Origin of the sequence: Treponema bryantii, from assembly GCF_900111035.1 — a bacterium.
GTDB lineage: Bacteria > Spirochaetota > Spirochaetia > Treponematales > Treponemataceae > Treponema_D > Treponema_D bryantii_C.
This window is the reverse complement of record NZ_FOFU01000001.1, coordinates 146,046-169,600: the sequence shown is the minus strand read 5'-3', so window position 1 is coordinate 169,600 and position 23,555 is coordinate 146,046. Positions and strand designations below refer to the sequence as shown.

Sequence of the window (23,555 nt, the reverse complement as noted above, 5' to 3'; positions counted from 1 at the left end):
ATAATTCAATTCCTATAAGAAAACAATTCCAAACACCGCGCCAAGCAGAATTACTGCAATCGGATGAAGTTTAACCTTAAACAAAAGGAAAACAAATACTCCATACGCAGCAAGACAGATCCAGTTAAAAAGCCCTTTCCAGCCTTCAATTGTTGTAAGTACACTTATTGATTCGGGAACATTTATAAGTGTAAACATAATAACCTGGATAACCGGCACAAGAATAAGACCTGTAGTTACCGGACGTAAAAAGGCAAGAGATCCTTTTACATACAGGTTATCATTAAAGTTTTTTAGAAAACGGGCAATAATCAGGATGATTATAATTGATGGAAGAACCTGAGCACCAGTTACAATAAGGGCACCTGGAACACCATATAACTCATAACCGATATAGGTTGCCATATTGATTCCGATTGGACCAGGAGTACTCTCAGAAATTGCTACCATATTATAAAACTGTGCCTGAGAAATAATTCCGGTAGAAACCAGAGACTGCTGCATAAGTGTAATGGCTACCTGACCGCCGCCAATTGTAAACAGTCCGATAGAAAAGAATGTTAAAGCCAGCTGTAAGAGAGTCATTATTCACCCTCCTTTGCTTCAGCAGATGATTTCTGTTTCTTCTGACGGTAAAGCGTAAGCAGACTTCCGATTATCAGGGCGGAAACAATTATCCACACAGACTGTACTTTAAGAAAATAAATCAAACCAAAAGCAAGAAGCATAAACACTGCATTCCATACGCTTTTAATTGTCTTTTTAGAAAACTTTACAATTACACTTGTAAGAAGGGCCGCAACTGCAACATTTATTCCATGCAGTGCTTTCTGAGCCATCGGGTATTTATCAATAGAACTGATGGCACCGGCCAGAAGCATTATGATTACCCAGGATGGAGTTACAACACCAAGAGTTCCTATAATTCCGCCGAACCAGCCGAGTTTTTTATAACCTACAAAGGTCGCTACATTTACAGCAATAATTCCCGGAGTACTCTGACCTATTGCAAAATAATCAATAAGTTCTTCTTCTGTAATCCAGCCTCGTTTCTCTATAAGTTCCCTCTGCATAATCGGCATCATGGCAAGTCCACCACCAAAGGTAAAGGCACCGATTTTCAAAAATGCCAGATACAGCTCCACAAGTTCCCTGAATTTACTTTTCATTTTTATCCTCAAGAAGTTTATTACTCAGAGAAAGCTGAACACAGGTTCCATGAGGTTTATTACTCTTAATCACAAAGCTTGCACCAATCTGATTGGCTCTATACTGCATGGAGTTTAAACCGAGTCCCTTACTATTTCCGCTTTCTTCATTCACAAAGCCAACGCCATCATCAATTACCTTAATAACAGTTTTTCTTGTTTCGGGCATTACACTCACCCATACATTCTTTGCTTTTGAATGCTTAAGAATATTATGCAGGGCTTCCTGAATGATTCTGAATATATTAAGTTTCTGAATCTTATCAAAATGAACACCTTTTGGCATCCCCCATTCATACTGGCAGTTAATTCCAGACTGTGCAGCAAAGGAATTACACAGATTGCTTAAACTATGGTTCATACCAAGGCTTTCAAGTTCAACAGGATATGAGTTATGCGCATACTGACGGGTTGTCTGAAGAGTTTCTCCAATCAGCTGTGCAAGTTCAAGCATCTGACTTTTTTCAACCGGAGTATCCTGATTTGAATAGCTTCGGCACAGCATTGAAATACCGGCCAGACGCTGACAGATATCATCATGAAGGTCGTTACTAAAGCGCTGACGCTCCAATTCACTGATTCGGAGAACCTCAGCCTCAACTTCCATTCGGCGGTTATTTGCTTCTACCAGTTCTTTTGTACGCTCATTTACTTCACGCTCAAGGAACTCAGAATGTTTTCGGCGTTCTTCGGCCATTGTCATTCGGTTCAAACCATGTGCAAGATTGATTGCAATAGAACTGAGGTATGGAAGTACATTTTCATCTGCCTCATAAAAGATACAGCCAATTATTTCGTTACCTACAATAAGGAATTTCAAAATCATTGCAGGCTTAGTATGCGGATCAATATCATAAAACCTTCGGTAAAACTGACCTAAAGGCATTTTCATTTCACGGTCAAATTCATAACACTCATTACCGCTGCGGCGGACAAACAGAGGATCAACCGGCATATTCTTAAGATGACTGCTCTTTAAATCACCATTTGAAAAACGGAGAATTGCAAAGTTATTCATTCCAAGTTCATTAAGATTCTGCCTTACTACATATTTAAGAGCTCCAAAGGTTTCACCGTAATTCAAATCCTGTCCGATATGGCTTACCATTCTAAGCAGGGTTTCTGACTGAACGTAATTTGCCTGCATTGCACGGAACTGATCTTCATCAGTTGCAAAATCATCCTTACTGCCTTTACAACCACACGACTTTCTGTATACAACGCGCGATTCAATAAAAACTTCCTGCGGAACATTTTTCCCTTCAAGAACCTCTTTCATAAGTTCAAGAGATTTTGCACCAATTTCATTCAAAGGCTGATGTACTGTTGTAAGTGAAGGGATTTCAAAGCGTGCCTGTGGAATATCATCGAAACCTGTAACGGCGCATTCCTTAAAGCCCGGCTTGTTACAATGAATCTTAAAATACTTATAAACACCAATTGCCATATTATCGTTTGCACAGACAACGACATCTGGAAATTTACTTTCTTCATCCATGTATTCGCCCATAGCACGAATAGCAGCCACTTCGGTAAAATAACCTCGTTTTAATTTATACTGCAAATCAGAAAACCATGGTTTATAGGCTTCCATAGTTTTAGTAAAAATCTGTTCTCGTTCTTCTGCATCCGGATGATCTTCTGCACCGCTGATAAAAAGAAACTTCCGGTAATTGTGTGTAAGAATCAGGTGTTCAACAAGCTGCTTCATGGAATCTTCTGTTTCAATCAAAACCGAAGGAATACCTTCAATTTTCTGTCCGACAGAAACAACGGGAATCTTTCCCCAGATTCTTTCTACATCATTCTTAGTTGTAAAATCAGCGTTTCCTGTAATAACTGATGTAACAAGAATAATTCCATCAAGGTCAAAATACTCTTTTCTAGGAAAGCGCGAAACCGGTTCGTCTTCTGTAATTTTTGCATTTTCCTGCTGAAAACAAACCAGTTCAATTCCAAGACTTTGTGCTTTCTGTTCAATACCTTTGTATACAGAAATCTGATATTCTTCATCAAGAATGTTTAAAACAACTCCAATTCTCATAGAAATATATTATACCCTTATTTTAAAAAATATGATATTATATAGGTATGAGTTGTAATGTAATTATTATTGATGACCATCCTCTTTTCAGCCGCGGACTTGCGCAGCTTATTGAAACACAGAAGGACTACAAAGTTATTGGAATGGCAAAAGACAGGAATGAAGCACTTTCACTTCTTGATACTACTACTCCGGATCTTGCCATAGTAGACTTAAACCTTGGACAGGAAGATGGACTTGAACTGATTAAAGACATCATCATAATTCATCCTCAGACCAAGATTCTCGTGCTTTCAATGCATGATGAACGCTTTTATGCAGAACGTGCCATTAAGGCTGGTGCAAAAGGCTATATCATGAAGGAAGAAGCCGAATCTCAGGTTATCAACGCCATTAAAACTGTTACCAGCGGCGAAATTTATCTGAGCGAAAATGAGAAGAACCGCATTAAGGAATTGTCTCAGGGTAAACCTGAATCAGGTGAACTTTCAGACCTTATCAGTGCACTTTCTGACCGCCAGCTCCAGATTTTCACTCTTGTAGGAAAAGGTCTTGGAACTGTAGAAATCGCAAAGAAACTGAACCTCAGCATTAAAACAATTGATACTCACAAGGAAAACATAAAAGGAAAGCTTCATTGTGCTTCATCTGCCGAATTACGTCAGATGGCCATTGAATGGACAAACAAAGCTATGTAACAACTGATTTTTTAATTTATGAAAGTAATTATTTATTCTCCTGTAAAGGAAATAAGTCACATCATTTCTAAACAGTTGACTTGTCAGGGTCACAAGTGTGTTATCTTTGAATATTTGGAGGACCTTTCTTCGTTGATCAGAAATCTGAAGAAAGGTCCAGACCTGATAATTTTAGACTACCTTTCTTTCAATCATGACCTGTTCAATATTTATACCTATCTGAATAAACTTAACAAACAAATCCCTGTTATATTTTTTAATGATCCCTGTCTTACAAGAAGTACCAGAGCTGCACACTGGAAAGCAATCTTAGAGATGACTCAAACAAAATATCTGACACAAGGCTTATGCAATTATTCAGAAATCTTTACTACCCTGGAAAAACTTGTTGAATCAGAAGCTCTAGCTCCTTACATTCCTTTACTGCAGCCCCCTAAATTATTTCCCAAGAACTTTCTGAATGAAAACAATCTTCTTAAGCTAATCAACAACGATAACCTTGATTACATTACATCCTTCAAATTAAGAAATAACCTGCCGAATAATCTATTCTATCTGCTTAATATTTTTGAAGAAAACAAAGATCATCCTATGGAACTGAGTAAAATTATTGATTTCTATAAAAAAGATGGTAAGAAGATTTCGGAACGTTCACTTAGAGTTCATATTTCAAATTTAAAAAGTATTATCCGAAATGATGAGAAACATGAGTTTATAATTGATCAGGATAAGGGAACCTATCGCTTAATAAGGATTGTAGAATAAAAAAATGCACCTCCTAAACTTGAACTTTATTTGTCCAACTTTAGGGGTGCACTTCAAGAATACTCACCGCTTTTATATTAAACTTCTACTGAAGAACCTTAGCAATACGTTCAAGAACCTTCTTGCGATCAAGAGGTTTAATGATATAGCTCTTTGCACCAGTCATGAGAGACTTCTTTACAAGTTCCTCTTTTCCGAGAGCAGAAACCATTACAACTTTTGCATTCTTATCAAAAGCCATAATCTGTTCAAGAGCTGTAATACCGTCCATCTTAGGCATTGTAATATCCATTGTTACAAGGTCAACATTAGGACAAAGTTCCTTGTACTTATCAACGCCTTCTTTTCCATCTGCAGCAGTTGCAACAATCTCATATCCTTCACTTGAAAGAATCTGTCCGAGCTGCTTTGCAACGAACATAGAGTCGTCAACAACTAATACTCTGAAGGATGTACCGTCGTCTTTTCTACCCTCAGGCGGACGCTCGTTAATGTTTGGAAAATCGTTTGTAGTTTTCATTTTCTTACTCCTTTAGAATATTTTATGCACGTTCCCTGATAGAAACGTTTACTTCAATCTTACCACAATCAGAAATAAGAGGAACGATAAGTGCCTCTACACTGTCTGTAGTACCACCAAGAGCTGCAATTTCCATCTTCTGTCCAACAAAGAGAGCTGGTGGTGTAAGGTCAAATCTGAATCCAAGTTCATGAAGCTTTGTTACAGCCTGAGCAGTAATAAGGTTAGCAAGCTCACTGATTGTAGCCTTAGCCAAATCATCAAATTCCGGCAGAGTCTCACCGTTCATTGCAGACGCAATATTCAATGCAGTTTCCATAGTCATATCAAAAAGAACACGACCTTCTACATCTCCAGCAAGACCAACCAATGCAGCAACACCCATAACAGGCATAGCAGTTGATTTCAAATACAAATCACCGCGTTTTACCTCTGCGCCTCCGAGCACTTCCTGTAGTACACGGAATGAAGTTTCAACAAACGGGTTAATATACTCTACTCGCATCTTAATCTCCTATTTATTTGCTTAATTAATCCTTTGTATACGCCACAAGCGTACCAACAGCATTCTCACCAAAACTAAAGGAATCAGGCATGTCCTCGTTTTCTCCGATTACAGCAATCGCATTTCCCTTCATCTTTTCAATAAAGTCGGAAACTACAGATTCCTGAGACTTTTCATCCAGCAGGGAAAGAATATCACGTGCAAAAATAATGTCTACTGTTGGCAGAGCATTAGTGTGTTTACAGTCATGATACTCAAACATAATACTGTCTTTTATTTCCTGACTAAAAGTATACTCGCCATTTGCTTTTTTTGTCAAATAAGGAGCATACCAGTCTGAAGCCAGATTTGCTGGAACTGACATAAGCCCTGCATTAGATACATTAAGAAGGTCTATATCCTGTGCATAGATTCTGATTTTTGCATCAGGATAGCGTTTCTTAAGTACGCATGCCAGAGAATATGTTTCCGTACCTTTTCCACAGCCCGGATTCCATACAACTATCTGCTTCGCAGCATTATCAGGAAGAACCTTGGCAACAGCATCAGCATATTCAGATGACCACCAGTTGTTTGTAAATGGAGACCAGAAAGTCTTGAGGAAATCATCAGCATCATCAGAATTCTGAAGCTGAGTCTTTTTTGTTTCCTTAGACCATTCCAAATATCTGTGCTTTACCCAAGTCGAATTTACTGATGATACAGTGAAATTCTTATAGGTAAGAAGGCTTTCGCTTATGAACTTAATATCAACAGAAGAGTCTTCCTCTTCTGCTGCACCACCAGAAATTCCTCTTGCAATATCCGATGGTGATTTTACCATTCCGCCCTGTACTACAGCTGCAGCCTGATTTTTAGGAACATCTGCAACCGATTGAGGCTGTTTCATTATTTTCTGAGGTTTCTCATAGTTTGCTCCTGGAGCAACAGCTTCTGCAGATTCCTTAGAAGAGAAGATACGTGTTATATCAAGCAGGACATAAAGTCTGTTATTGCTTTCTACAACACCATCAATGTATTTGATATTGATATCACCAAACAATGGATGTGGTGGCTGAATTGTACTCTTTTGAACACCAATTACCTTGTCGATTTTATCTACTACAACACCAAATTTCTGATCTTCTACCTGAAGAATAAGCATATTTTCAAGCTTATTTTCTTCGCGAGGAGGAACTTCGATATTGAAGAAGATTCTTAAATCAAGAATAGGAATGATTTCACCACGAAGATTATAAACACCAAGCACAAAAGGAAGAGTGTTAGGAACGAACGTAAAGCGTCCAGCCTTTGCAATTTCCTTCACATGCATGATATCGATTGAATAATCCTTGTCTGCAAGTGAAAAAGTTACCATCTTAAAATCAACAATAGTGGCATTTTCTTTCTTTTCTTCAAGCTGCTGAAGTTGTGTTGCAACTAAAGTCTCATTTTCTGCACTCATAAAAAACACCTCTATTACTGTACATACTGAGCCTGTTCCTGAGCCTGAGCAAGAAGCTCCTGCTTAACACCAAGCTCAAGAAGCTGACCAACATCAATAATCAGTGATACAGAACCATCACCAAGGATTGATGCACCAGCGATTCCCGGTGAATTAGTGAATTGATCCTTCAGAGGTTTAATAACGACATCCTCTTCTCCGATAAGAGCATCGACCATTACACCAATCTTCTTTTCCTGTGTACCTACGATTACAATGTAGCATTCATCCGTCTGAACAGACTCTGTTATACCAAACAGACGTGACAGACGAAGTACACTGATAACCTCGTTACGTACATTCAAAATTTCATAATTATCAATATGATTGATTTCTGAAATATTAATGCACTGACTTTCAATAACGTTTGCAATTGGAATTGAGTAAACTTCTCTTCCAACGCGAACAAGAAGACCCTGAATAATAGCAAGAGTAAGTGGAAGCTTGATAATAAATGAAGTTCCCTTACCTTTTGCAGAGTTGATGGAAATTGTTCCCTTAAGGTTATTAATCATTGTCTTAACAACATCAAGTCCAACTCCGCGTCCTGAAATATTAGAAATCTTTTCTGCAGTTGAGAAGCCCGGCTGCATAATCAAATTGAATGCATCCTGTTCTGTAACTGCTTTATCCGGATGAATAAGACCGCGTTCTACAGCCTTCTTTCTGATTTTTTCAACATCAATTCCGGCACCATCATCTTTAATTTCAATTACAATCTGGTTACCTTCGTTAGAAGCCTTGAGAAGGATTGTTCCTGTTTCAGGCTTTCCTGCAGCAGCACGAACTTCTGGAGTTTCAATACCATGGTCTACTGAGTTACGAACACAGTGCATGATAGGATCGAGAAGATCTTCTACTACTGACTTATCAAGTTCTGTATCCTCACCTTCAATTACCAGGTCAATCTTTTTATTAAGATCGCGCTGGAGATCGCGAACTACACGAGGGAAACGGCTGAAAATCTGGTTGATTGGAACCATTCGGATTTTCATTACGCCTTCCTGGAGGTCGCCTGCAATTGTACCAAGGTTCTGTGTATAAGAACGGAACTTACCGGAAATACTCTTTGCTTCTGATTCGTACTCATCAAAAATATTACTGAGTGAACCGTATTCTTTAAGAATATTCTTTCTGATATCTACAGCAGCAACACCTTCTTTTATCTGCTCCATATAATCCGGAAGCTTATCAAAGAGATTATGAAGGCGTTCTTTATATTCTGCTTCGATTGACTGGAAATGAGTAAGCTCTGCTGCATTCTGCATTGCAAGCTGGTTGAATGAAGCCTTGTTGATTACTGCTTCAGATACAAGGTTCAAAAGGTTATCGATACGGCGTGAGTCTACACGGAGGATTGAGCTCTGCTGTGCATGAGCTGCTGCAGCTTCTTTCTTAGGTTCTGCTTTCTTTTCCTCTTTCTTAGGCTCAGGCTTAAGTACATTGTCGTTGAGAATATCACCCAAAAGTTCTGACTGAGCTGCCGTCATATTTCCAGCAGGAACATCGTCTGAAGGAGTGATTGGAGCTGAAGCAACCGGCTTTGGAGCTGCAGGTTTTGGTGCAGCTGCGGCTGCCTTTGCTACTGCAGGATCTGCAAGAGTACCTGTAGTATAATCTTCCAGAAGATGAGCATCTGTTATAAGTGTTACATCACTAAGGAATGCACAGTCTTCAATTTCTGCTCCCTCTGCTTCTGTAGCCACATAATAGAATACATTTTCATAGAACTGATCTTCGTAAAGGGCATCAAAATCAGGAACAGTCTTAAGTACGTTTCCAACATTCTTAAGTGCAGCAAATACCTGAATACCACCAACTGTATTCATTGGATTACTTTCATCAAACTTAACTGCAATACACCAGAGCTTCTGCTTACCTTCGCAGGTCTGCTTGAGTTCCATAAAATCTTCTTCTGTAATATCCGGAAGAATAAGTATATCTGATGAAGAAGCTGCAGGTGCTGCTGCAACCGGTGCAGAAGCTGGCTTTGGCTTTGGAGCTGCAGTTTTTGGTGCAGTGGCCTTTGCCTTAGCAGGTGCCTTTCCATCTTTAGAAGGAATAAGTCCCTGAAGTTTTTCAATAATTGAATCGATATTTTCTTCGTAAACGCTTCCATTCTGGCGTGCTTCAAGCATTGCCTTGATTACGTCTATAGAAGTAAGAAGAAGATCAACTACATCTTCATCTACCTTAATTCTATCGGAACGAATCTCATCAAGCACATCTTCTACAGTATGTGTAAAGTGAGAAAGCTCCATCATCTCTACTGTTGCAGAACCGCCTTTAAGGGTATGTGCGGCACGGAATATCTCATCGATCGCTTCGTGATTAGAAGGATCATTTTCAATAACGAGAATATTACTCTCCAACTGTTCTACCTGTTGTTCTGCTTCTGCGAAGAAGTCCTTCAACAGTTCTTCGTTATTTGGGTCAAGATAATCACTCATATAGAAATATTATACCCCGAAAATCACATATTTCAAGTTAAAACTTATTTTGTATGATAAATTTTATTTTTGCACTTTTTTGCGATTTTCTTCTATAATCAAAGGGATTCTATAGTTTTCCCTCAAGGCAGACTCGTTTTCTGCCGATAAAGAATAAGGAGTTTTATATATGAATAGAAAGCACATTATTATACTGGCAGCAATTTTTTATATCTCTTCAGCACTCTTTGCTGCAACCTCCTTCAGCGGTTATGCAGGCGGAAAGCTTAATTATGCCGCTAATCCAGAACAGGAAGATTACGATCCAGATTTGAAACTTCAGGCATTTTTTGCCGGACAGTTTAATTTTACACAGAATGTATGGAGCCACCTGGAGTTTTCAATCAATACCGGTGACTTATTATCAAACAGTATTTTCCATGCAACTGATGCAGACTTTCAGATTGATGAAATCTCTTTAATCTGCAGAGCTAACTTATACACCAGTGCAAATTATTTCAGTATCTTTATGGGAACTTACGATCCGATTGGTTCAGATATTTTCCTTCAGAGATATTTCAATATTAAACCTATAGATTCAAAACTTACAGAAAGCTATCTTGGAATTGCAGGTTCTATCCTCTACCCTCACTTTGGTCTTGGAATTTCCGATATTGTAAGATTTTATAACAGTCCTATTGCTTTCGGCGGCTACATCTACGTTAATCACGAAAAAGATTTAATTAATGATACTGCTGATTCATACGTCCTCAATGCAGACCTTCGTTTTGCTACAGTTTTAAGTTATCTTACTTTTGATTTTGCATGTGGTCTTGGTATTCCTATTGCAAATGAATATCACGGAGAAGAAGCCCTTCTTGTTGTAGAAAAAGTTTACTGGCACGCAGGAACAACAATTCTTCTGGGAAACAATTACACAACTTCTCTTTTCCTTCAGGCAGGAATTTATAACGCAAGCTTTAAAGCAAAAGATGACAGTGCAGTCATTTCTCCAGATGATTTATATCTTCTCGTAGAACCACGTTTTCTCGTTCAGAATGCGCACATGAATATTTCAGTATATTCTTTACCAAAAAACACTGTAAACAAGCTTCTTTTTGTTGATGACACACTTGGTGTTGATGTGAACTTTTACGGAGAATCATCTGTCGGTTCTTCTAACTCAGTTAGTTACGGTTCACACATTTCTTTCTCATTTATTGACAAGAGCCTTACAGATTTGAAGGATATCAAGAATATTCTCTCAAATGGATATAATCTGTCTGTAACACCTTATGTTGAATCTCAGTTCCTTTCAGGTCAGCTTCACATTCAGTCAACTTTACGTTTGATGGAATTTGTCAGAAAGCGCCCGGGACATGCATTCTCATTTGATATTGGCTATCGTACAAAATTCTGATAAAATATTAAAATAAGATTTTATATTCTAAGGAATAACAAAAATGAAAAACATTCAGAATAAGTGGATCCGTGGTGCTATCCCGGCTCTTCTTCTCCATTGCAGTATCGGTACTGTATACTGCTGGTCAATTTTCAGCCAGGAAATTGCAGACTACATCGGCTTTTCAAAAGGCGCTGTAGAATGGGCTTTCAGCTTTGCAATCTTCTTCCTCGGTATGTCAGCTGCCTTCCTTGGTGGCCTTGTAGAAAAAAATATCCACAAGTCTTCTTTGATTGCTTCAATCACTTTTGCTTTGGGAATGGCTGGAACAGGTTTCTTTATCTGGTACGGTGGAAATAATCCACACAGCGTTCTTTCTCTTGTAGGAATCTACATCAGCTACGGCTTTATTATGGGTATTGGTCTTGGAACAGGTTATCTTTCTCCTGTAAAGACTTTGATGCTCTGGTTCAAGGACAAGAAAGGTCTTGCAACTGGTCTCGCTGTAGCAGGTTTCGGTGCTGCTAAAGCTATCGCTTCTCCTATCATGAGCCGAATGCTTACAAGCCTTGGAGAAGGCGGTGTATACAAGATGTTCTACATTCTTGCATGTGTTTACTTTGTAATGATGTTCATTGGTCACCTTATTCTTGCTAAACCAGAAGGATGGGTTGAACCACAGACTAAGTCTAAGGACGAAGGAATTATCGCAACTCTTAAGACAGAACCTATTGCTTCTTACATTGGTATCTGGCTTATGTTCTATATCAACATCACATGTGGTCTTGCAATCATTTCTCAGGAAAAGATGATTGTAAAGTGTGTAGGACTTGGAGCTTTTGCAGGAATAATTTCTACAGTTTCTGCTCTGTTCAACGCAGGCGGACGCCTTGGCTTCTCTGCATGGGCAGACAAACTTAAGGACCGCAACACAATCTATAAGTTGATTTTCACACTTTCAATTGTTTCAACTGTAATCGTTCTCTGTACAAAGGGTATTGCTAATGGTGCAGGAAACACTCTTCTTATCATCTTCGTACTTGCTTTGATTTTCATTGTAAACGCAGGATATGGTGGAGGATTCTCTAACGTTCCTACTCTCCTCTCTGACCACTACGGAATGGGTAATATTTCTGCTATTCACGGAATTACACTTTCTGCATGGGCATTTGCAGGTCTTACAGGAAACCAGATGGCTTCTTACATTGTAAAGCACACAGGTGCATTTATTGATGTTCACGGAGTTCAGGCTAACCCAACTGGTTACCAGAATGTACTCATCGTAACAACAATTCTCTATGCAGTTGCAATGTGCTTGAGCTGTTTCCTTGTTCGCCCTATGAGCAAGAAAGGCTAAAATCGAAGAACCGTTAAAAATAGACTTACGGCAGTAAGTCTATTTTGGTTCATCGAAAAAACGCCTCAGAGCGAGCTATGCGAGCGATTTTGCTAGCTTATAAATCCAGAACAATATAATTCGTTATAAACAAATAAGACTTATCCGGCTGCTGCACACCTGTTGAAACAAATTTTACATAGAAATAATTTCCATTACAATGACGAGCCCTATAAACATAAGTTGCAGGCTTTTTGAAATTAGAAAGAAAAGCTTTTACCATTGCAACCTTAAATCCTAATCTGTCGTTCGGATGAATAATATCAAAAGCTTCTTTTGCAGTCCAGTTTAATACAGTTTCTTTTGAATATCCGGAAATATCCAGGAAGTTCTGATTTACACGAAGAACATGAATTTTCATACCGGAAACTATTCTCTTAATATCAAAATCAACATGCATCAGAAGTAAACCAATCTGCGTATTTTCAGTCATTAACCCTAGCTGATGATTAGCAATTTCAAGGGTATTTTCTGTTAATTTTTCATTTGTAATATCTTCTGTCAAAATATAGAAAGAATGCTTATGTTCATTACAACTGATTTCTTTGATGTAATTTTTTACATAAAGCGGATTATGCTTCATAAAGGTACGCATTTCTATATAACAGCAGATTTCCTTACGTTCTGAAAGAGAAAGTTCTGACTGTTCAACAAGCCATTTAAAACTTTCCTTACCCATAAGTTTTTTCAGATTTTTTCGAATTTCAGGAAAAACAAGATCATCAAGTTCAAATAGTTTTAAAAATTTCTTATTTGCACGAATCAGAATTAAAGATTTTGCCTGATCATCAAATTCATAAATTGCTGCAGGTCCTGAAAGTTCTTCAAACATAAGGCTTTCGGAAGAATCTGGTGAAAGGAACTTTCTGATATCAATCTGTCCAAAAGTTCTTGGACGGATAATAGAGGCAGCTCCTTTATGAGATTTCAGAAGTTCAACAAACTGATCTTCAGGCATAGGTTTTGCATATAAGAAGCCTTGAATAACATTAACTCCAATACTACGAAGGAAGTCTGCCTGCTCCTGGGTTTCTACACCTTCAGCAACAGTTATATATTCAAGTCCCTGTGCCATTCGCACTACATAGTTTATAATTGTGCCGCCACGGTTCAAGTTATCTTCACCGCGCATAAAGCCCATATCAAGCTTAAGAATATTGATAGGCATATCCTTAAGGGCATTCAAAGAAGAATAACCGCTTCCAAAATCATCCATTGCAATTCTGAAACCTAAATCGCGGAGCTTTTGGATTCTGTCATTCAGTTCTTTATCTGCATTTATAGAAGCGCTTTCTGTTATTTCAAAGTGAATGTATTTTTCTGGAATATTATATCTTTCTTTAAGACGCTTAATTACATAATAAAGCTTGTCTGTTTCAAGGCTGATTCTGGAAATATTTATTGAAATCGGAACAGGGTCAATTCCAACATCCAGCCAGGAACGAACGGCAACAAATACATTTGTCCAGATTTCTTCATCCAGCATACGGATAAAGCCATTCTTTTCTGCAATCGGAATAAATACAGCCGGTGATATAATTGTACCATCTTCCCTTATCCAGCGGCATAAAACCTCCGCCCCGACCATTTCTCCTGTAGCGGCTGAATATTGCGGCTGAAACCATATTTTAAATTCACCGTCGGCAAGAGCCTGCTGCATCTGAGATGTGATTTCAGCTTCGAGATGGGTATCTTCCATATTTTTTTCTGTAAAGGCAGTAAACGTATTCTGTACAGAAGAAATATTTTTATCCATACACAAAGAAGCCTGGTCCATGGCTGTAGTAATACCCAGAGAAGAATTTGCAATACGGATTCCAAAATGCATTGTAATTGGAAAAGACATATGAACTGAACCGTTATCAAAAACCTTGCAGGCCTGCAGTTTTTGGAGATTGTCCACTGAGTTTTCCATACAAACTGCAAAAGAACCACCTTCCAGTCTTGCAATGAGGCCCTGTTCTCCGACAATCTGTTTTAAGGTTGCGGCAATCTGCTTTAATGCATCATTTCCTGCAGTAAATCCATATAAATCATTTATAATCTTAAGTTTATTTACATCTCCAATAGCAACTATATAGGTTTTCTTTGGATTGTCAGAAAAGAGTTTATTTCCTGCCTGAATGAAAGCCGTTCTGGTCATAACACCTGTTTCAGGATCTGTAAAAATACGTTGTACCAGAAGCTCTTTCATATACTGAATACAGTTTTCTTTTCTACTGTAACCATAGGCAATAGCCCGTGCCATATCTTTACACGAATTATATCCGCAGGAACCGCAGTTAATAGACTGTTTATGAGGAGTGTCTTTAAGCATATCCGTAAAGATTTCATCAAAAGCACTCTTTGGAATTTTAAACTGCTGTCGTGAATAATCAGTGTAGCCGCGGGTAAAATCTTCAGAGCGGATATACTTGAACTGAGCACAAATCTGTTTCCAGAATTTTTCAGGATTATCTATATCTGTATAATTTTCGTAGGTCGACCTTCGGATTGTAATTGCATTTGAATAAACGGTTTCCGGGTTATAATCTTTATGATAGACACCTGGTCCGCCGACACAACCGTTTTTACAGGCTGTAATTTCTGCAAAAAGCGGCTGATTATTTTTAAAGTTATCATTCAGAGACATATACAGAGAACTCAGATGATCAGATGAAAATCCTTTTAATGCCAGAATAGTTTCTTTATGAGAGAAGAAATAAGAAACAATATCTGAAAATTCCCCGCCAATAGAAACGATTGAACCAAAGCCTTTTCCTTTTAAATCAAGTTCGCTGGAATATTTACTGTCCTCTTCTGTAACTTCAGGCAGATGTTCCATTAAATGGGCAAAGGTTAAATTATAAGAAAGTACATTTTTTGTATTTTCACTGATTGCTTCATCTTTATTTGCAATACAGGCACCAAGACAGGCAAGCTTATTATCATCCCCAAGATACTTATGAATATAAATTGAAGCACAGATAACCGGCGGTTGAACAGGAATCATTTTGTTCAAAAGGAACGGATGATATTTCTGAACAACAGTTACCATAGCAGGACAGGCATTACTAATAAAGCAGCGCTGATCAACAGGAAGTTTCTGTGCTTCTTTTAGATATTTTACAGTCAGATAAGCACCGATTTCGCGTCCGAATGAACCGTCATAAATTTTCTGAACGCCAAGCTTACGAAGGCTTTTGATGATTAGAGGTGCACGCTCACCGTAAATCGCAAAAAAAGCAGGCTCAATAATTAAAGATATTTTTTCGCCCTTTTTCAGATCTGCTAAAAACTTGTCAACATCATCACGGAAATCGCGGGCATGGTGAACACAAATATTTATACAGCGGCCGCAGTTATTACATTTTTTTGGGTCAATTTCCATATGGGATTTTCCATTTTTCACAATGGAAACATTAGCACCCATAAGAGAACAGTTATTTATACATTTATTACAACCTATACAGTTTTCATTTGTAAAAATAATACCGTTATTGAATCTGCTCATAAACGCCTCATTCGAACACAATAAGAATCATTGTCTGATTCAGATGTATAAAATTGAGCTGTTCCCCATACCCTGAAACACCTATATATTTTCCGTAATTACGGAGTACATTCACAAACTCTCCAAAAGAAGATTCCTTTTCAAAAAGTTTTGAACGTGAAAGACAGTTAATTGAAATTGTAAATGACGGCTTTTCAAAATCATTTTTTACACGCTGAACAGTTTCATTCCAGACACGCCTGATATTATCTGTTTCAAGCAGCAGCAGTTTTGTATGATTATAAATTGTTGAAAAATATGAAATTGAACCGTCTGGAAAAACTTTATCTGCTTCAGTAATATTGATGGAACCATCAACAATACGTCCCATAGGATGAGAAGATAATTCCTGGCTAAGCTGTTCTACAGGAACATTAAGGGCTCGGGAAATAATTTCTGCAGCCGGTTCATTATCATACTCCATTACAGTTCGTTCTTCACAATCGGCATAAGTTGCAGAAAAACGGTATGAAGTTGGTTTGAAAATATTTTCACGGTAAAAACCTATTTTTCCATTCAGATTATGAATAAAAACAAAGGCACAGGTCTGTTTGAATATATCACCATTTAAAGCTACATAAGTCTCACTACGCTCCGGCATTGTTCCGGCAGAACCACCAGCCACTGTAATTCCAGTTTCAGCAAGAACTTCTTCAAATGTATCTAGAACCAGTTCCTCACCTTTTCCAAAAGCTGTCATAAATTCAAGGCAGCAGGTATTTTCTAAAGAAGACAGTTTATCCATTGCAGCTTTGATATGAGCCTTGTACATATTAGGATGACGGTCAATATCAAAAAGCAGGCCGGCAGAAACTTCAACACCAGAATTGATAACCATTACAGATGCACCGCAATGACTGTAGCCCTCAGACGTATAATTTACATATGTAGATGAACCAATAACAACAGCGTCCGGATAACGCACTTTCAGTTTCTGCGAAAAGAACCAGAGCATGTCTATTTCACTAAAGAAAATAATCAATTGGGGAGTTACTTCATGGGCATCTAACTGAGTCTGGATTTCTGAATAAGCTTCTTCGTTTACAGAACTTGATGTAAGGGCAACAACACATCTATCCACAAAGCACCTCCTTTCTATGAACGTTTATTTTCTCTGAAGAATAACATAAGAACCTTTAAGAGTGAAGGCATATCTACAGGTTTTACGAGATATGCATTTACACCGCAATTAAATGCGCGGCTTTTTTCTTCTGGAAGGGCATCTGCCGTAAGGGCAACAATAGGAATTTCTGATACTTTAGGATTCTGAAAGTTTCTGATGATTCGTGTAGTTTCATATCCATCCATAACAGGCATCTGCAAATCAAGAATAACAAGCTCATAAGTGCCCGGTTCACTGTCACGGAGTTTTTCAATTGCAAACGAACCATCAATAGCTTCATCAACAACAAAGCCTTCTTCTCGCATTGCTTCAACAAGGATTTCACGGTTAAGCTGATTATCATCAACAACAAGCACACGGCGTCCCTTGAAGTCGTAAATAACAATATCCTGTTCTTCTTCAATTTCTGTAAGCTGAGGAATTGAAAGTGGGATAATTGCCGTAAACTCAGAACCTTTTCCAAGCTCACTTACAACTTCTATTGTACCACCCATAATTTCTACAAGAGACTTTGCAATGGTAAGTCCAAGTCCTGTTCCTTCAGCAGAAACAGGAGAAGATTTATCCCGCGCAAAAGGTTCAAAAACATGCTCCATAAATTCAGGAGTCATACCACAGCCTTCATCACGAATATGGAATTCATTTACGATTCTACTTTCATCTTCTGTAGAAAGCTGAATTACAGAAATCTGAATTCTACCGCCTTCATAAGAATATTTTACCGCATTGCTTATAAGATTAAGCAGAATCTGATTTAAGCGTAAACTGTCGCAGGAAAGCACATCTTCATCAAGCATGCTGAAATCAAGATCAACTGTAAGTTTTTTATTATCAATTTCATTCTGAAGAATCTGGCAGACATTATCTATGATTTCATGAATACTGCACATTTCTTCTTCAACAACAGATTTTCCGCTGGCGATTTTAGAAATATCAAGAACCTCATTTACAAGATTCATAAGATGGTCTGATGCACGTGAAATCTTTTCCAGACTGTCTGCAAGCTTTTCAGGATTATCCATATTCTTTTTTGCTAGCTCAGTAAAACCAATAATAGAATCCATTGGAGTACGGATATCATGAGAAATATTGGAAATAAAGTCCTGCTTCTGCTTAATAGCTTCATTAGCTTCACGTACAGTCTTGATGATGGTTCTCTGCTGTTTCTGATAAATATGAGTCTGATATCTGAAAATAGAAGCAATAATAATAACAACTGCTATCATTGTTATTACCATGTCCATCAGGACCATTTTTACGCTTTCCATTTTCATTATTATTTCCGGATGGTAATAAGAATAAATAACTAAAACTATAAACTCGGTAATACTTATAATGAAAACAACGATACAACTTCTTCCCTTAATCAGAAGGAACGGGAATACAAAACCGAGAAGACACCAGAGCGGCATACCGCCTTCAATTCCACCAGAAGAGATAAAAAGACTCGGTAAAATAAAATTATTAAAAAGAATTGAAAAGACTATAATTGCAAGCTGTGAACGTTTAAGGGTATTTGCAATCCAGAAGATCAGAAAAAACAGAATCAGACATGTAAATGAAAGAATCTGTGTCATAGGATTCTGATGCATGACAACTGCAATAAAACAGGCAAATGCAACTCCAAGGATTCCTACAAGAAGGATAATATTGAGAAGTCTGTGTTGAATGTCATACTGTTCACCAAAGAGACGCCTGAGAAGCCTGTTATTTTTCAGCATATCGTTTTATTATATCACTAGTCAGCAAGTTTTACAAAATCAATTTTTTACCTTATACTATGAATCTGAGGTGAAAAAATGCAGAATTCATTTGTTGACGTACGTACCGGACCAGAAAATTCTAAATGGGAACAGGCAAATAAACGGGAAATTCCTATTTACGGACGAAACAATGAAATCCGCTCGGAATTTGAACGCGATTATACAAGAATTCTGCACTCTCAGGCATACCGCCGTCTTAAGCACAAAACTCAGGTATTCTTTGCACCTCATAATGACCATATCTGTACAAGAATGGAACACGTTATGCACGTTGCTTCTGTTGCAACAACCATCGCAAAATACCTTGGATTAAATGAACAGCTCGCAGGTGCAATTGCAATGGGACACGATATTGGGCATGCACCTTTCGGTCATCATGGAGAAGACTGTCTGAACAAACTGCTTGAACAGAAAGAAGGACATAATGCTCCAAAGAAATTCTGGCACGAACGCAACAGTCTTTTTTTTGCTGATTTTATTGAGACGCTTCCAGATCCTAATGGCTTTGAACAACCTTTAAATCTGACTTACGCTGTACGAGACGGCCTTATCTGTCACTGCGGAGAAATTGACCAGCAGGCTATTAAACCCCGTGAAGAAGCTATTGACCTGTACTCTATTAAACGGCCGGGAATTATTCAGCCGTACACATGGGAAGGCTGTGTAGTAAAGATTGCTGATAAAATTGCGTACCTTGGTAGAGACATCGAGGATGCCCGCGCTTATCACATTCTGGACATGTCGGCTTATAGAGAGCTCCGGGAAATTGTCGGCAGCACGCTCGGTTTTGAGAGAAAGGGAGCGCGGGCATTACGGAGCGGTAAAGCAGTAAACACCACAACTCTCATAAACGACCTTATTGTAGACCTCTGTGAACAGAGCAGTCCTGAAAAAGGTCTGTGCTTTTCTGAAGAATATTTCCGCTTCATCATCGAGCTCAAAAAATTTAATTTTGCACATATTTATAAGCACTGGCGTCTTGGAGAATTTGCCATCTACGCCGAGAACATCATAGGAACTCTTTTCCGAACTCTGCAGAAAACTATGATTTATGCAGAAACCGGACGTGTTGCCCAGGCACTGCGCTTTTATCCGAAACTCTGTGCTACCTTTGAAGACTGGCTCATAAAATACACTACTTACAAACCATTTATAGCAGAACGCCACAGTTTTGCAGACCGCAAGCAGGTTTTAAAATATAATACCCAGCCTGTATTCGATCTTCACGATAATGAATCTTACACTAAATGTATAATAGAATTTATTTCAGGAATGACAGATCAGTTTGCAATTCAGGTTTACGAAGAAATAATTACATTCTAATTAACAGAAGCAGCAGTTCGTTTCAACAGTTCAATACATTCAACTGCAGGAAGCGGTCTGCTGTATAAAAAGCCCTGAATATAATCAACACCGGCACGTTCAACAAGATAATTCTGATTGTTTGTCTCAACACCTTCAACCAGAATCTTAAAGCCTACACCCTTAAAGGTACTTACAAGATCAAAGAAAAGACTGACACCTTTCTGCCCCTCTTCCATTGCAAGCACAAGAGAGCGGTCCATTTTAATAGTAGAAAATGGCAGAGAAATGACGTTTGTAAGATTTGAATAACCTGTTCCAAAATCATCAAGATAGAATTTTACACCTGCACGCGCCAGTGCCAGCATATTATGCATAACCAGCTCATAGTTATCAATGAAAATACTTTCTGTGATTTCCATAATAATATTTGACGGAAGTAGACTAAAACGGCTTATGGTATTCAAAACATTTTCAACAACATTTGGATTCATCATCTGATAAACAGAAAAGTTAATTGAAACTGCATTTACAGTATCCCTATTGTCAGAAATAAATTTACAGACTTTTTCAAAAGCAACAAAACCAAGCATTTCTATAAGACCTCGGTTTTCTGCAACCTGAACAAATTCCTGCGGAGGTATATCTCCAAGTTCTGTATTACGCAGTCGTGAAAGAGCTTCCATGTATTCGAACTTCTTATTATCAATAGAATAAATCGGTTGAAACCAGACCTGAAACTGTTCCGATTCAAGTGTAAGTTCACGTTTGAGAATTTTATAAATACAGCGTTTTCTTTCACGGTCTGCAAAAACAGATTCATCACAAATTTGAAGTGATTTGAGCTGAGCAGCTTTAGTACGCACCAGCAGATTATTTATCAGATCCATCATTGAATCATAATCATTATCATCTTTTCCAAATTCCAATGCGGCAGAATAAGACTCAATTGGAATCGGAATTACAGAATTTATATCTGAAGAAAGTTTTTTAATATCTTCCATTATTCTCTGACTCTTCTGATGAACTTCATCTACAGAATGTCCTATTGCAGCAAATCTGTTCATTGAAAGTATATATGAATTGCGCTGGAAATACGTCATAAATATTTCACCAAGCTGAAGATAGAGCTGATTTAATTCAGATGCATCCAGACAAGACTGTATCATATTGATATTGTCTATTGTCATTACATATAAAACTCCACCCTTATGCTGAATATGAATGCGCTTACGAAGGCGGCTTTCTGTCATAAGGCCGGTCCTTATATTTATTTCCATTGTGTAAGACTGAATTGTTACATATGCAAACAGAAGAGAAGTAAAAGAAGCAACCCCGGTTAATAAAATTTTGGGGAACAAATATTGAATAATAACAAAATATATTGAAATAAATGGATAGAAGATAAATACCCAGAATATACGCCGCGCAATATTCTTTCTAAGTATGATGACTGTAACTGCAAGAATCACTCCATAACCACAAGCCAGCAGATAAGTAATATTTTTTATTGGTCCACGTATATAACCTTCAACATCATCATAATGGAAAATCCATCCTGTTTTTACGTTGATTATAACAAGCAGAAAATAAAGTGTCTGAACAGCCCCAAGCACAGAATTAAACACTTTCTTTTTTCTTTTATTTTGAAATGCCATATCACAAACATAACTGATCATTATAAAAGGACTTATAAGAAGCGTAAAAAAATAAAGTGATGTAATAAGTGTGCAGAAAGAATGAGAAAGTTCTGTATAATGAGCTATACAATATACAGAAACCATATTAACAGCAGCACAAAAAAAGGTTGCAAGGGCTGCGTAAAGAAAGAATCTCTGTCTTTTATCATACAGTGCATACGAGAGGATTGTATTAACACCGATAAGAAAAGCGCCCCAGCAGGTTATGAGCTCACCAATAACATAGTAATCTGAAACTCCAAATTCCATTTACTATATGATAGCACACAAAAGCACAGGGCGCAAAATAAATAAATAAACTGTTATATTCAGTAGTTTATACGCGATGCATTGCAGAGAATACTTTCTCGTTCATAATGTTGATTTCTACACCCATATCGGTTGCAAGAGAATTCATATTTGAGCGAAGAGTTTCAATATCAATATCTGCAGCTGTAAGATCTACCATCATCATCATTACAAAATTGCCAGAAAGAATAGTCTGTGTAATATCTGCAATGTTGATTTTATGCTCAGAAAGATACTGAGAAACCTTAGCGATAATTCCAACTTTATCTGAACCTACTACAGTAATAATTGCATTCATTTTAGTCTCCTTATTTTTTCGGCTAGAAATTGTTACCGAGAGTTGCAGCAATTACTGCCTTGATTGTATGCATACGGTTTTCAGCTTCATCGAAAACTACCGACTGTTTGCTTTCAAAAACCTCATCTGTAACTTCCATAGCAGTAAGACCGAATTTTTCTCCGATCTCTTTTCCAATCTTTGTATTCAAATCATGGAAAGAAGGAAGGTCATGCATAAAGATTGCAGTTGGCTTTGCCTTCTTCATAACTTCTGCATTTACCTGATAAGGCTTAAGGTCGTTAATTCGTTCAGCCCAGATTTCATCTGGTTCACCCATGCTTACCCAGACATCAGTATAAATAATATCTGCATCTTTTGCAGCCTTATCTACATCACTTTCAAGAGTGATTGAACCACCACTCTCCTGATTCCATTTTTCACACTCATCTACGAGAGCCTTATTTGGAAAATATTTTTCTGGTGCACAGAGAGTAAGATTCAAACCAAGTTTTGAACATACAATACAGAGTGAGTTTCCAATATTGTAACGTGCATCACCAAAGTATACGAGTTTAAGTCCCTTAAGTTTACCAAAGTGTTCACGAATTGTAAGCATATCGGCAAGCATCTGTGTCGGATGATATTCGTTTGTAAGTCCGTTCCATACAACTACGCCAGAATATTTAGCAAGATCTTCTACAAGTGTCTGCTCGAAACCACGGTATTCGATTCCATCAAACATACGGCCGAGTACACGAGCTGTATCTGCAATACTTTCCTTTTTACCAATCTGACTGCCTTCTGCAAGATAAGTTGTACAGATCCCAAGATCATGTGCAGCAACCTCAAAAGCACAGCGGGTTCGTGTACTTGTCTTTTCAAAGATGAGGGCAATATTTTTTCCGCGGTGAATATCCACAGGAATCCCTTTCTTTTTCTTTTCCTTCAAATCTGCGGCAAGGTCAAGAAGTCCGATAATTTCCGCCGGTGAGAAATCTTTTAATGTAAGAAAATTGCGTCCTTTTAAATCCATAAGACACCTCACAAACAATTATGAAAGCATTATTATAACAGAAAGAAAAAAATTAAACTAGAGTAAAATTCTTAAGTCACATTA

General features: G+C 37.9%; 18 protein-coding genes. 5 read left to right on the top strand and 13 right to left on the bottom strand.

Annotation, left to right across the window (positions count from 1 at the left end):
• Positions 1-12: 12 nt before the first annotated feature.
• The 3 genes from BMY21_RS00800 to BMY21_RS00790 are packed head-to-tail and all read right to left on the bottom strand — an operon-like array spanning position 13 to position 3,252.
• On the bottom strand, positions 13-585 hold the full coding sequence (locus BMY21_RS00800) for a chromate transporter (protein ID WP_074639997.1): 573 nt from the start codon (positions 583-585) through the stop codon (positions 13-15).
• The gene (locus tag BMY21_RS00795; protein ID WP_074639995.1) at positions 585-1,169 is read right to left on the bottom strand and encodes a chromate transporter; all 585 of its coding nucleotides are present in this window, start codon (positions 1,167-1,169) and stop codon (positions 585-587) included. The genes BMY21_RS00800 and BMY21_RS00795 overlap by 1 nt, the downstream gene beginning before the upstream one ends.
• Positions 1,159-3,252 (bottom strand): substrate-binding domain-containing protein, encoded by a 2,094-nt coding sequence (locus tag BMY21_RS00790; RefSeq protein ID WP_074639993.1) that lies wholly within the window; start codon positions 3,250-3,252, stop codon positions 1,159-1,161. Before BMY21_RS00790 ends, BMY21_RS00795 begins: the two co-directional genes overlap by 11 nt.
• Positions 3,253-3,299: 47 nt before the next feature.
• Here BMY21_RS00790 and BMY21_RS00785 point away from each other — a divergent pair, with 47 nt between their 5' ends.
• Both BMY21_RS00785 and BMY21_RS00780 read left to right on the top strand, forming a co-directional pair.
• A complete protein-coding gene (locus tag BMY21_RS00785; RefSeq protein ID WP_074639991.1) occupies positions 3,300-3,950 on the top strand; it encodes a response regulator transcription factor in 651 nt (216 codons plus the stop codon).
• 18 nt (positions 3,951-3,968) lie between these two features.
• Positions 3,969-4,715 (top strand): hypothetical protein, encoded by a 747-nt coding sequence (locus BMY21_RS00780; protein ID WP_074639990.1) that lies wholly within the window; start codon positions 3,969-3,971, stop codon positions 4,713-4,715.
• A gap of 85 nt (positions 4,716-4,800) precedes the next feature.
• Here BMY21_RS00780 and BMY21_RS00775 read toward each other — a convergent pair whose 3' ends face one another.
• From BMY21_RS00775 to BMY21_RS00760, 4 genes are read right to left on the bottom strand one after another with little or no spacing between them, the layout of a single operon-like run.
• Positions 4,801-5,235 (bottom strand): response regulator, encoded by a 435-nt coding sequence (locus BMY21_RS00775; protein ID WP_074639988.1) that lies wholly within the window; start codon positions 5,233-5,235, stop codon positions 4,801-4,803.
• A 22-nt stretch (positions 5,236-5,257) separates the two neighbouring features.
• Positions 5,258-5,740 (bottom strand): chemotaxis protein CheX, encoded by a 483-nt coding sequence (locus tag BMY21_RS00770; RefSeq protein WP_022930957.1) that lies wholly within the window; start codon positions 5,738-5,740, stop codon positions 5,258-5,260.
• A gap of 25 nt (positions 5,741-5,765) precedes the next feature.
• Positions 5,766-7,184, bottom strand: coding sequence for a CheR family methyltransferase (locus BMY21_RS00765; RefSeq protein ID WP_074639986.1), 1,419 nt, complete (start codon positions 7,182-7,184; stop codon positions 5,766-5,768).
• A gap of 14 nt (positions 7,185-7,198) precedes the next feature.
• A complete protein-coding gene (locus tag BMY21_RS00760) occupies positions 7,199-9,673 on the bottom strand; it encodes a chemotaxis protein CheA (RefSeq protein WP_074639984.1) in 2,475 nt (824 codons plus the stop codon).
• Between the two features lie 169 nt (positions 9,674-9,842).
• Here BMY21_RS00760 and BMY21_RS00755 point away from each other — a divergent pair, with 169 nt between their 5' ends.
• Both BMY21_RS00755 and BMY21_RS00750 read left to right on the top strand, forming a co-directional pair.
• A complete protein-coding gene (locus BMY21_RS00755; RefSeq protein ID WP_074639983.1) occupies positions 9,843-11,072 on the top strand; it encodes a hypothetical protein in 1,230 nt (409 codons plus the stop codon).
• A 43-nt stretch (positions 11,073-11,115) separates the two neighbouring features.
• Positions 11,116-12,411, top strand: a complete 1,296-nt coding sequence (locus BMY21_RS00750; protein ID WP_074639981.1) for an OFA family MFS transporter — start codon at positions 11,116-11,118, stop codon at positions 12,409-12,411.
• Positions 12,412-12,508: 97 nt separating this feature from the next.
• Here the strand turns inward: BMY21_RS00750 and BMY21_RS00745 are convergent, their stop codons facing one another.
• From BMY21_RS00745 to BMY21_RS00735, 3 genes are read right to left on the bottom strand one after another with little or no spacing between them, the layout of a single operon-like run.
• Positions 12,509-15,943: an EAL domain-containing protein gene (locus BMY21_RS00745; protein WP_074639979.1), complete on the bottom strand. Its 3,435-nt coding sequence runs from the start codon at positions 15,941-15,943 to the stop codon at positions 12,509-12,511.
• 7 nt (positions 15,944-15,950) lie between these two features.
• Positions 15,951-17,063: an FIST signal transduction protein gene (locus BMY21_RS00740; RefSeq protein WP_074639978.1), complete on the bottom strand. Its 1,113-nt coding sequence runs from the start codon at positions 17,061-17,063 to the stop codon at positions 15,951-15,953.
• 14 nt (positions 17,064-17,077) lie between these two features.
• Positions 17,078-18,826 carry an ATP-binding response regulator gene (locus BMY21_RS00735; RefSeq protein ID WP_074639976.1) on the bottom strand — a complete coding sequence of 583 codons (1,749 nt, stop codon included), beginning with the start codon at positions 18,824-18,826 and terminating at the stop codon, positions 17,078-17,080.
• Between the two features lie 78 nt (positions 18,827-18,904).
• Between BMY21_RS00735 and BMY21_RS00730 the strand changes: the two genes are divergently transcribed.
• Entirely contained in the window at positions 18,905-20,191 is a 1,287-nt protein-coding gene (locus BMY21_RS00730; RefSeq protein WP_074639974.1) for a deoxyguanosinetriphosphate triphosphohydrolase family protein, read from the top strand.
• On the opposite strand, the gene BMY21_RS00725 is transcribed toward BMY21_RS00730, so the two are convergent.
• The 3 genes from BMY21_RS00725 to argF all read right to left on the bottom strand — a co-directional run bounded on the left by BMY21_RS00725 (position 20,188) and on the right by argF (position 23,471).
• Positions 20,188-22,119 carry an EAL domain-containing protein gene (locus tag BMY21_RS00725; protein WP_074639972.1) on the bottom strand — a complete coding sequence of 644 codons (1,932 nt, stop codon included), beginning with the start codon at positions 22,117-22,119 and terminating at the stop codon, positions 20,188-20,190. The two genes, BMY21_RS00730 and BMY21_RS00725, sit on opposite strands and share 4 nt — an antisense overlap.
• 67 nt (positions 22,120-22,186) lie before the next feature.
• Positions 22,187-22,456, bottom strand: a complete 270-nt coding sequence (locus BMY21_RS00720) for an ACT domain-containing protein (protein ID WP_074639971.1) — start codon at positions 22,454-22,456, stop codon at positions 22,187-22,189.
• Between the two features lie 22 nt (positions 22,457-22,478).
• Complete coding sequence (gene argF, locus BMY21_RS00715; protein WP_074639969.1) at positions 22,479-23,471, bottom strand: ornithine carbamoyltransferase; 993 nt, start codon at positions 23,469-23,471, stop codon at positions 22,479-22,481.
• Positions 23,472-23,555 lie beyond the last annotated feature (84 nt).

Bases quoted from the DNA above. Each gene is read 5' to 3' on its own strand.
- BMY21_RS00800 (WP_074639997.1), bottom strand. From the start codon at position 585: ATGACTCTCTTACAGCTGGCTTTAACATTCTTTTCTATCGGACTGTTT.
- BMY21_RS00795 (WP_074639995.1), bottom strand. From the start codon at position 1,169: ATGAAAAGTAAATTCAGGGAACTTGTGGAGCTGTATCTGGCATTTTTG.
- BMY21_RS00790 (WP_074639993.1), bottom strand. From the start codon at position 3,252: ATGAGAATTGGAGTTGTTTTAAACATTCTTGATGAAGAATATCAGATT.
- BMY21_RS00785 (WP_074639991.1), top strand. From the start codon at position 3,300: ATGAGTTGTAATGTAATTATTATTGATGACCATCCTCTTTTCAGCCGC.
- BMY21_RS00780 (WP_074639990.1), top strand. From the start codon at position 3,969: ATGAAAGTAATTATTTATTCTCCTGTAAAGGAAATAAGTCACATCATT.
- BMY21_RS00775 (WP_074639988.1), bottom strand. From the start codon at position 5,235: ATGAAAACTACAAACGATTTTCCAAACATTAACGAGCGTCCGCCTGAG.
- BMY21_RS00770 (WP_022930957.1), bottom strand. From the start codon at position 5,740: ATGCGAGTAGAGTATATTAACCCGTTTGTTGAAACTTCATTCCGTGTA.
- BMY21_RS00765 (WP_074639986.1), bottom strand. From the start codon at position 7,184: ATGAGTGCAGAAAATGAGACTTTAGTTGCAACACAACTTCAGCAGCTT.
- BMY21_RS00760 (WP_074639984.1), bottom strand. From the start codon at position 9,673: ATGAGTGATTATCTTGACCCAAATAACGAAGAACTGTTGAAGGACTTC.
- BMY21_RS00755 (WP_074639983.1), top strand. From the start codon at position 9,843: ATGAATAGAAAGCACATTATTATACTGGCAGCAATTTTTTATATCTCT.
- BMY21_RS00750 (WP_074639981.1), top strand. From the start codon at position 11,116: ATGAAAAACATTCAGAATAAGTGGATCCGTGGTGCTATCCCGGCTCTT.
- BMY21_RS00745 (WP_074639979.1), bottom strand. From the start codon at position 15,943: ATGAGCAGATTCAATAACGGTATTATTTTTACAAATGAAAACTGTATA.
- BMY21_RS00735 (WP_074639976.1), bottom strand. From the start codon at position 18,826: ATGCTGAAAAATAACAGGCTTCTCAGGCGTCTCTTTGGTGAACAGTAT.
- BMY21_RS00730 (WP_074639974.1), top strand. From the start codon at position 18,905: ATGCAGAATTCATTTGTTGACGTACGTACCGGACCAGAAAATTCTAAA.
- BMY21_RS00725 (WP_074639972.1), bottom strand. From the start codon at position 22,119: ATGGAATTTGGAGTTTCAGATTACTATGTTATTGGTGAGCTCATAACC.
- BMY21_RS00720 (WP_074639971.1), bottom strand. From the start codon at position 22,456: ATGAATGCAATTATTACTGTAGTAGGTTCAGATAAAGTTGGAATTATC.
- argF (WP_074639969.1), bottom strand. From the start codon at position 23,471: ATGGATTTAAAAGGACGCAATTTTCTTACATTAAAAGATTTCTCACCG.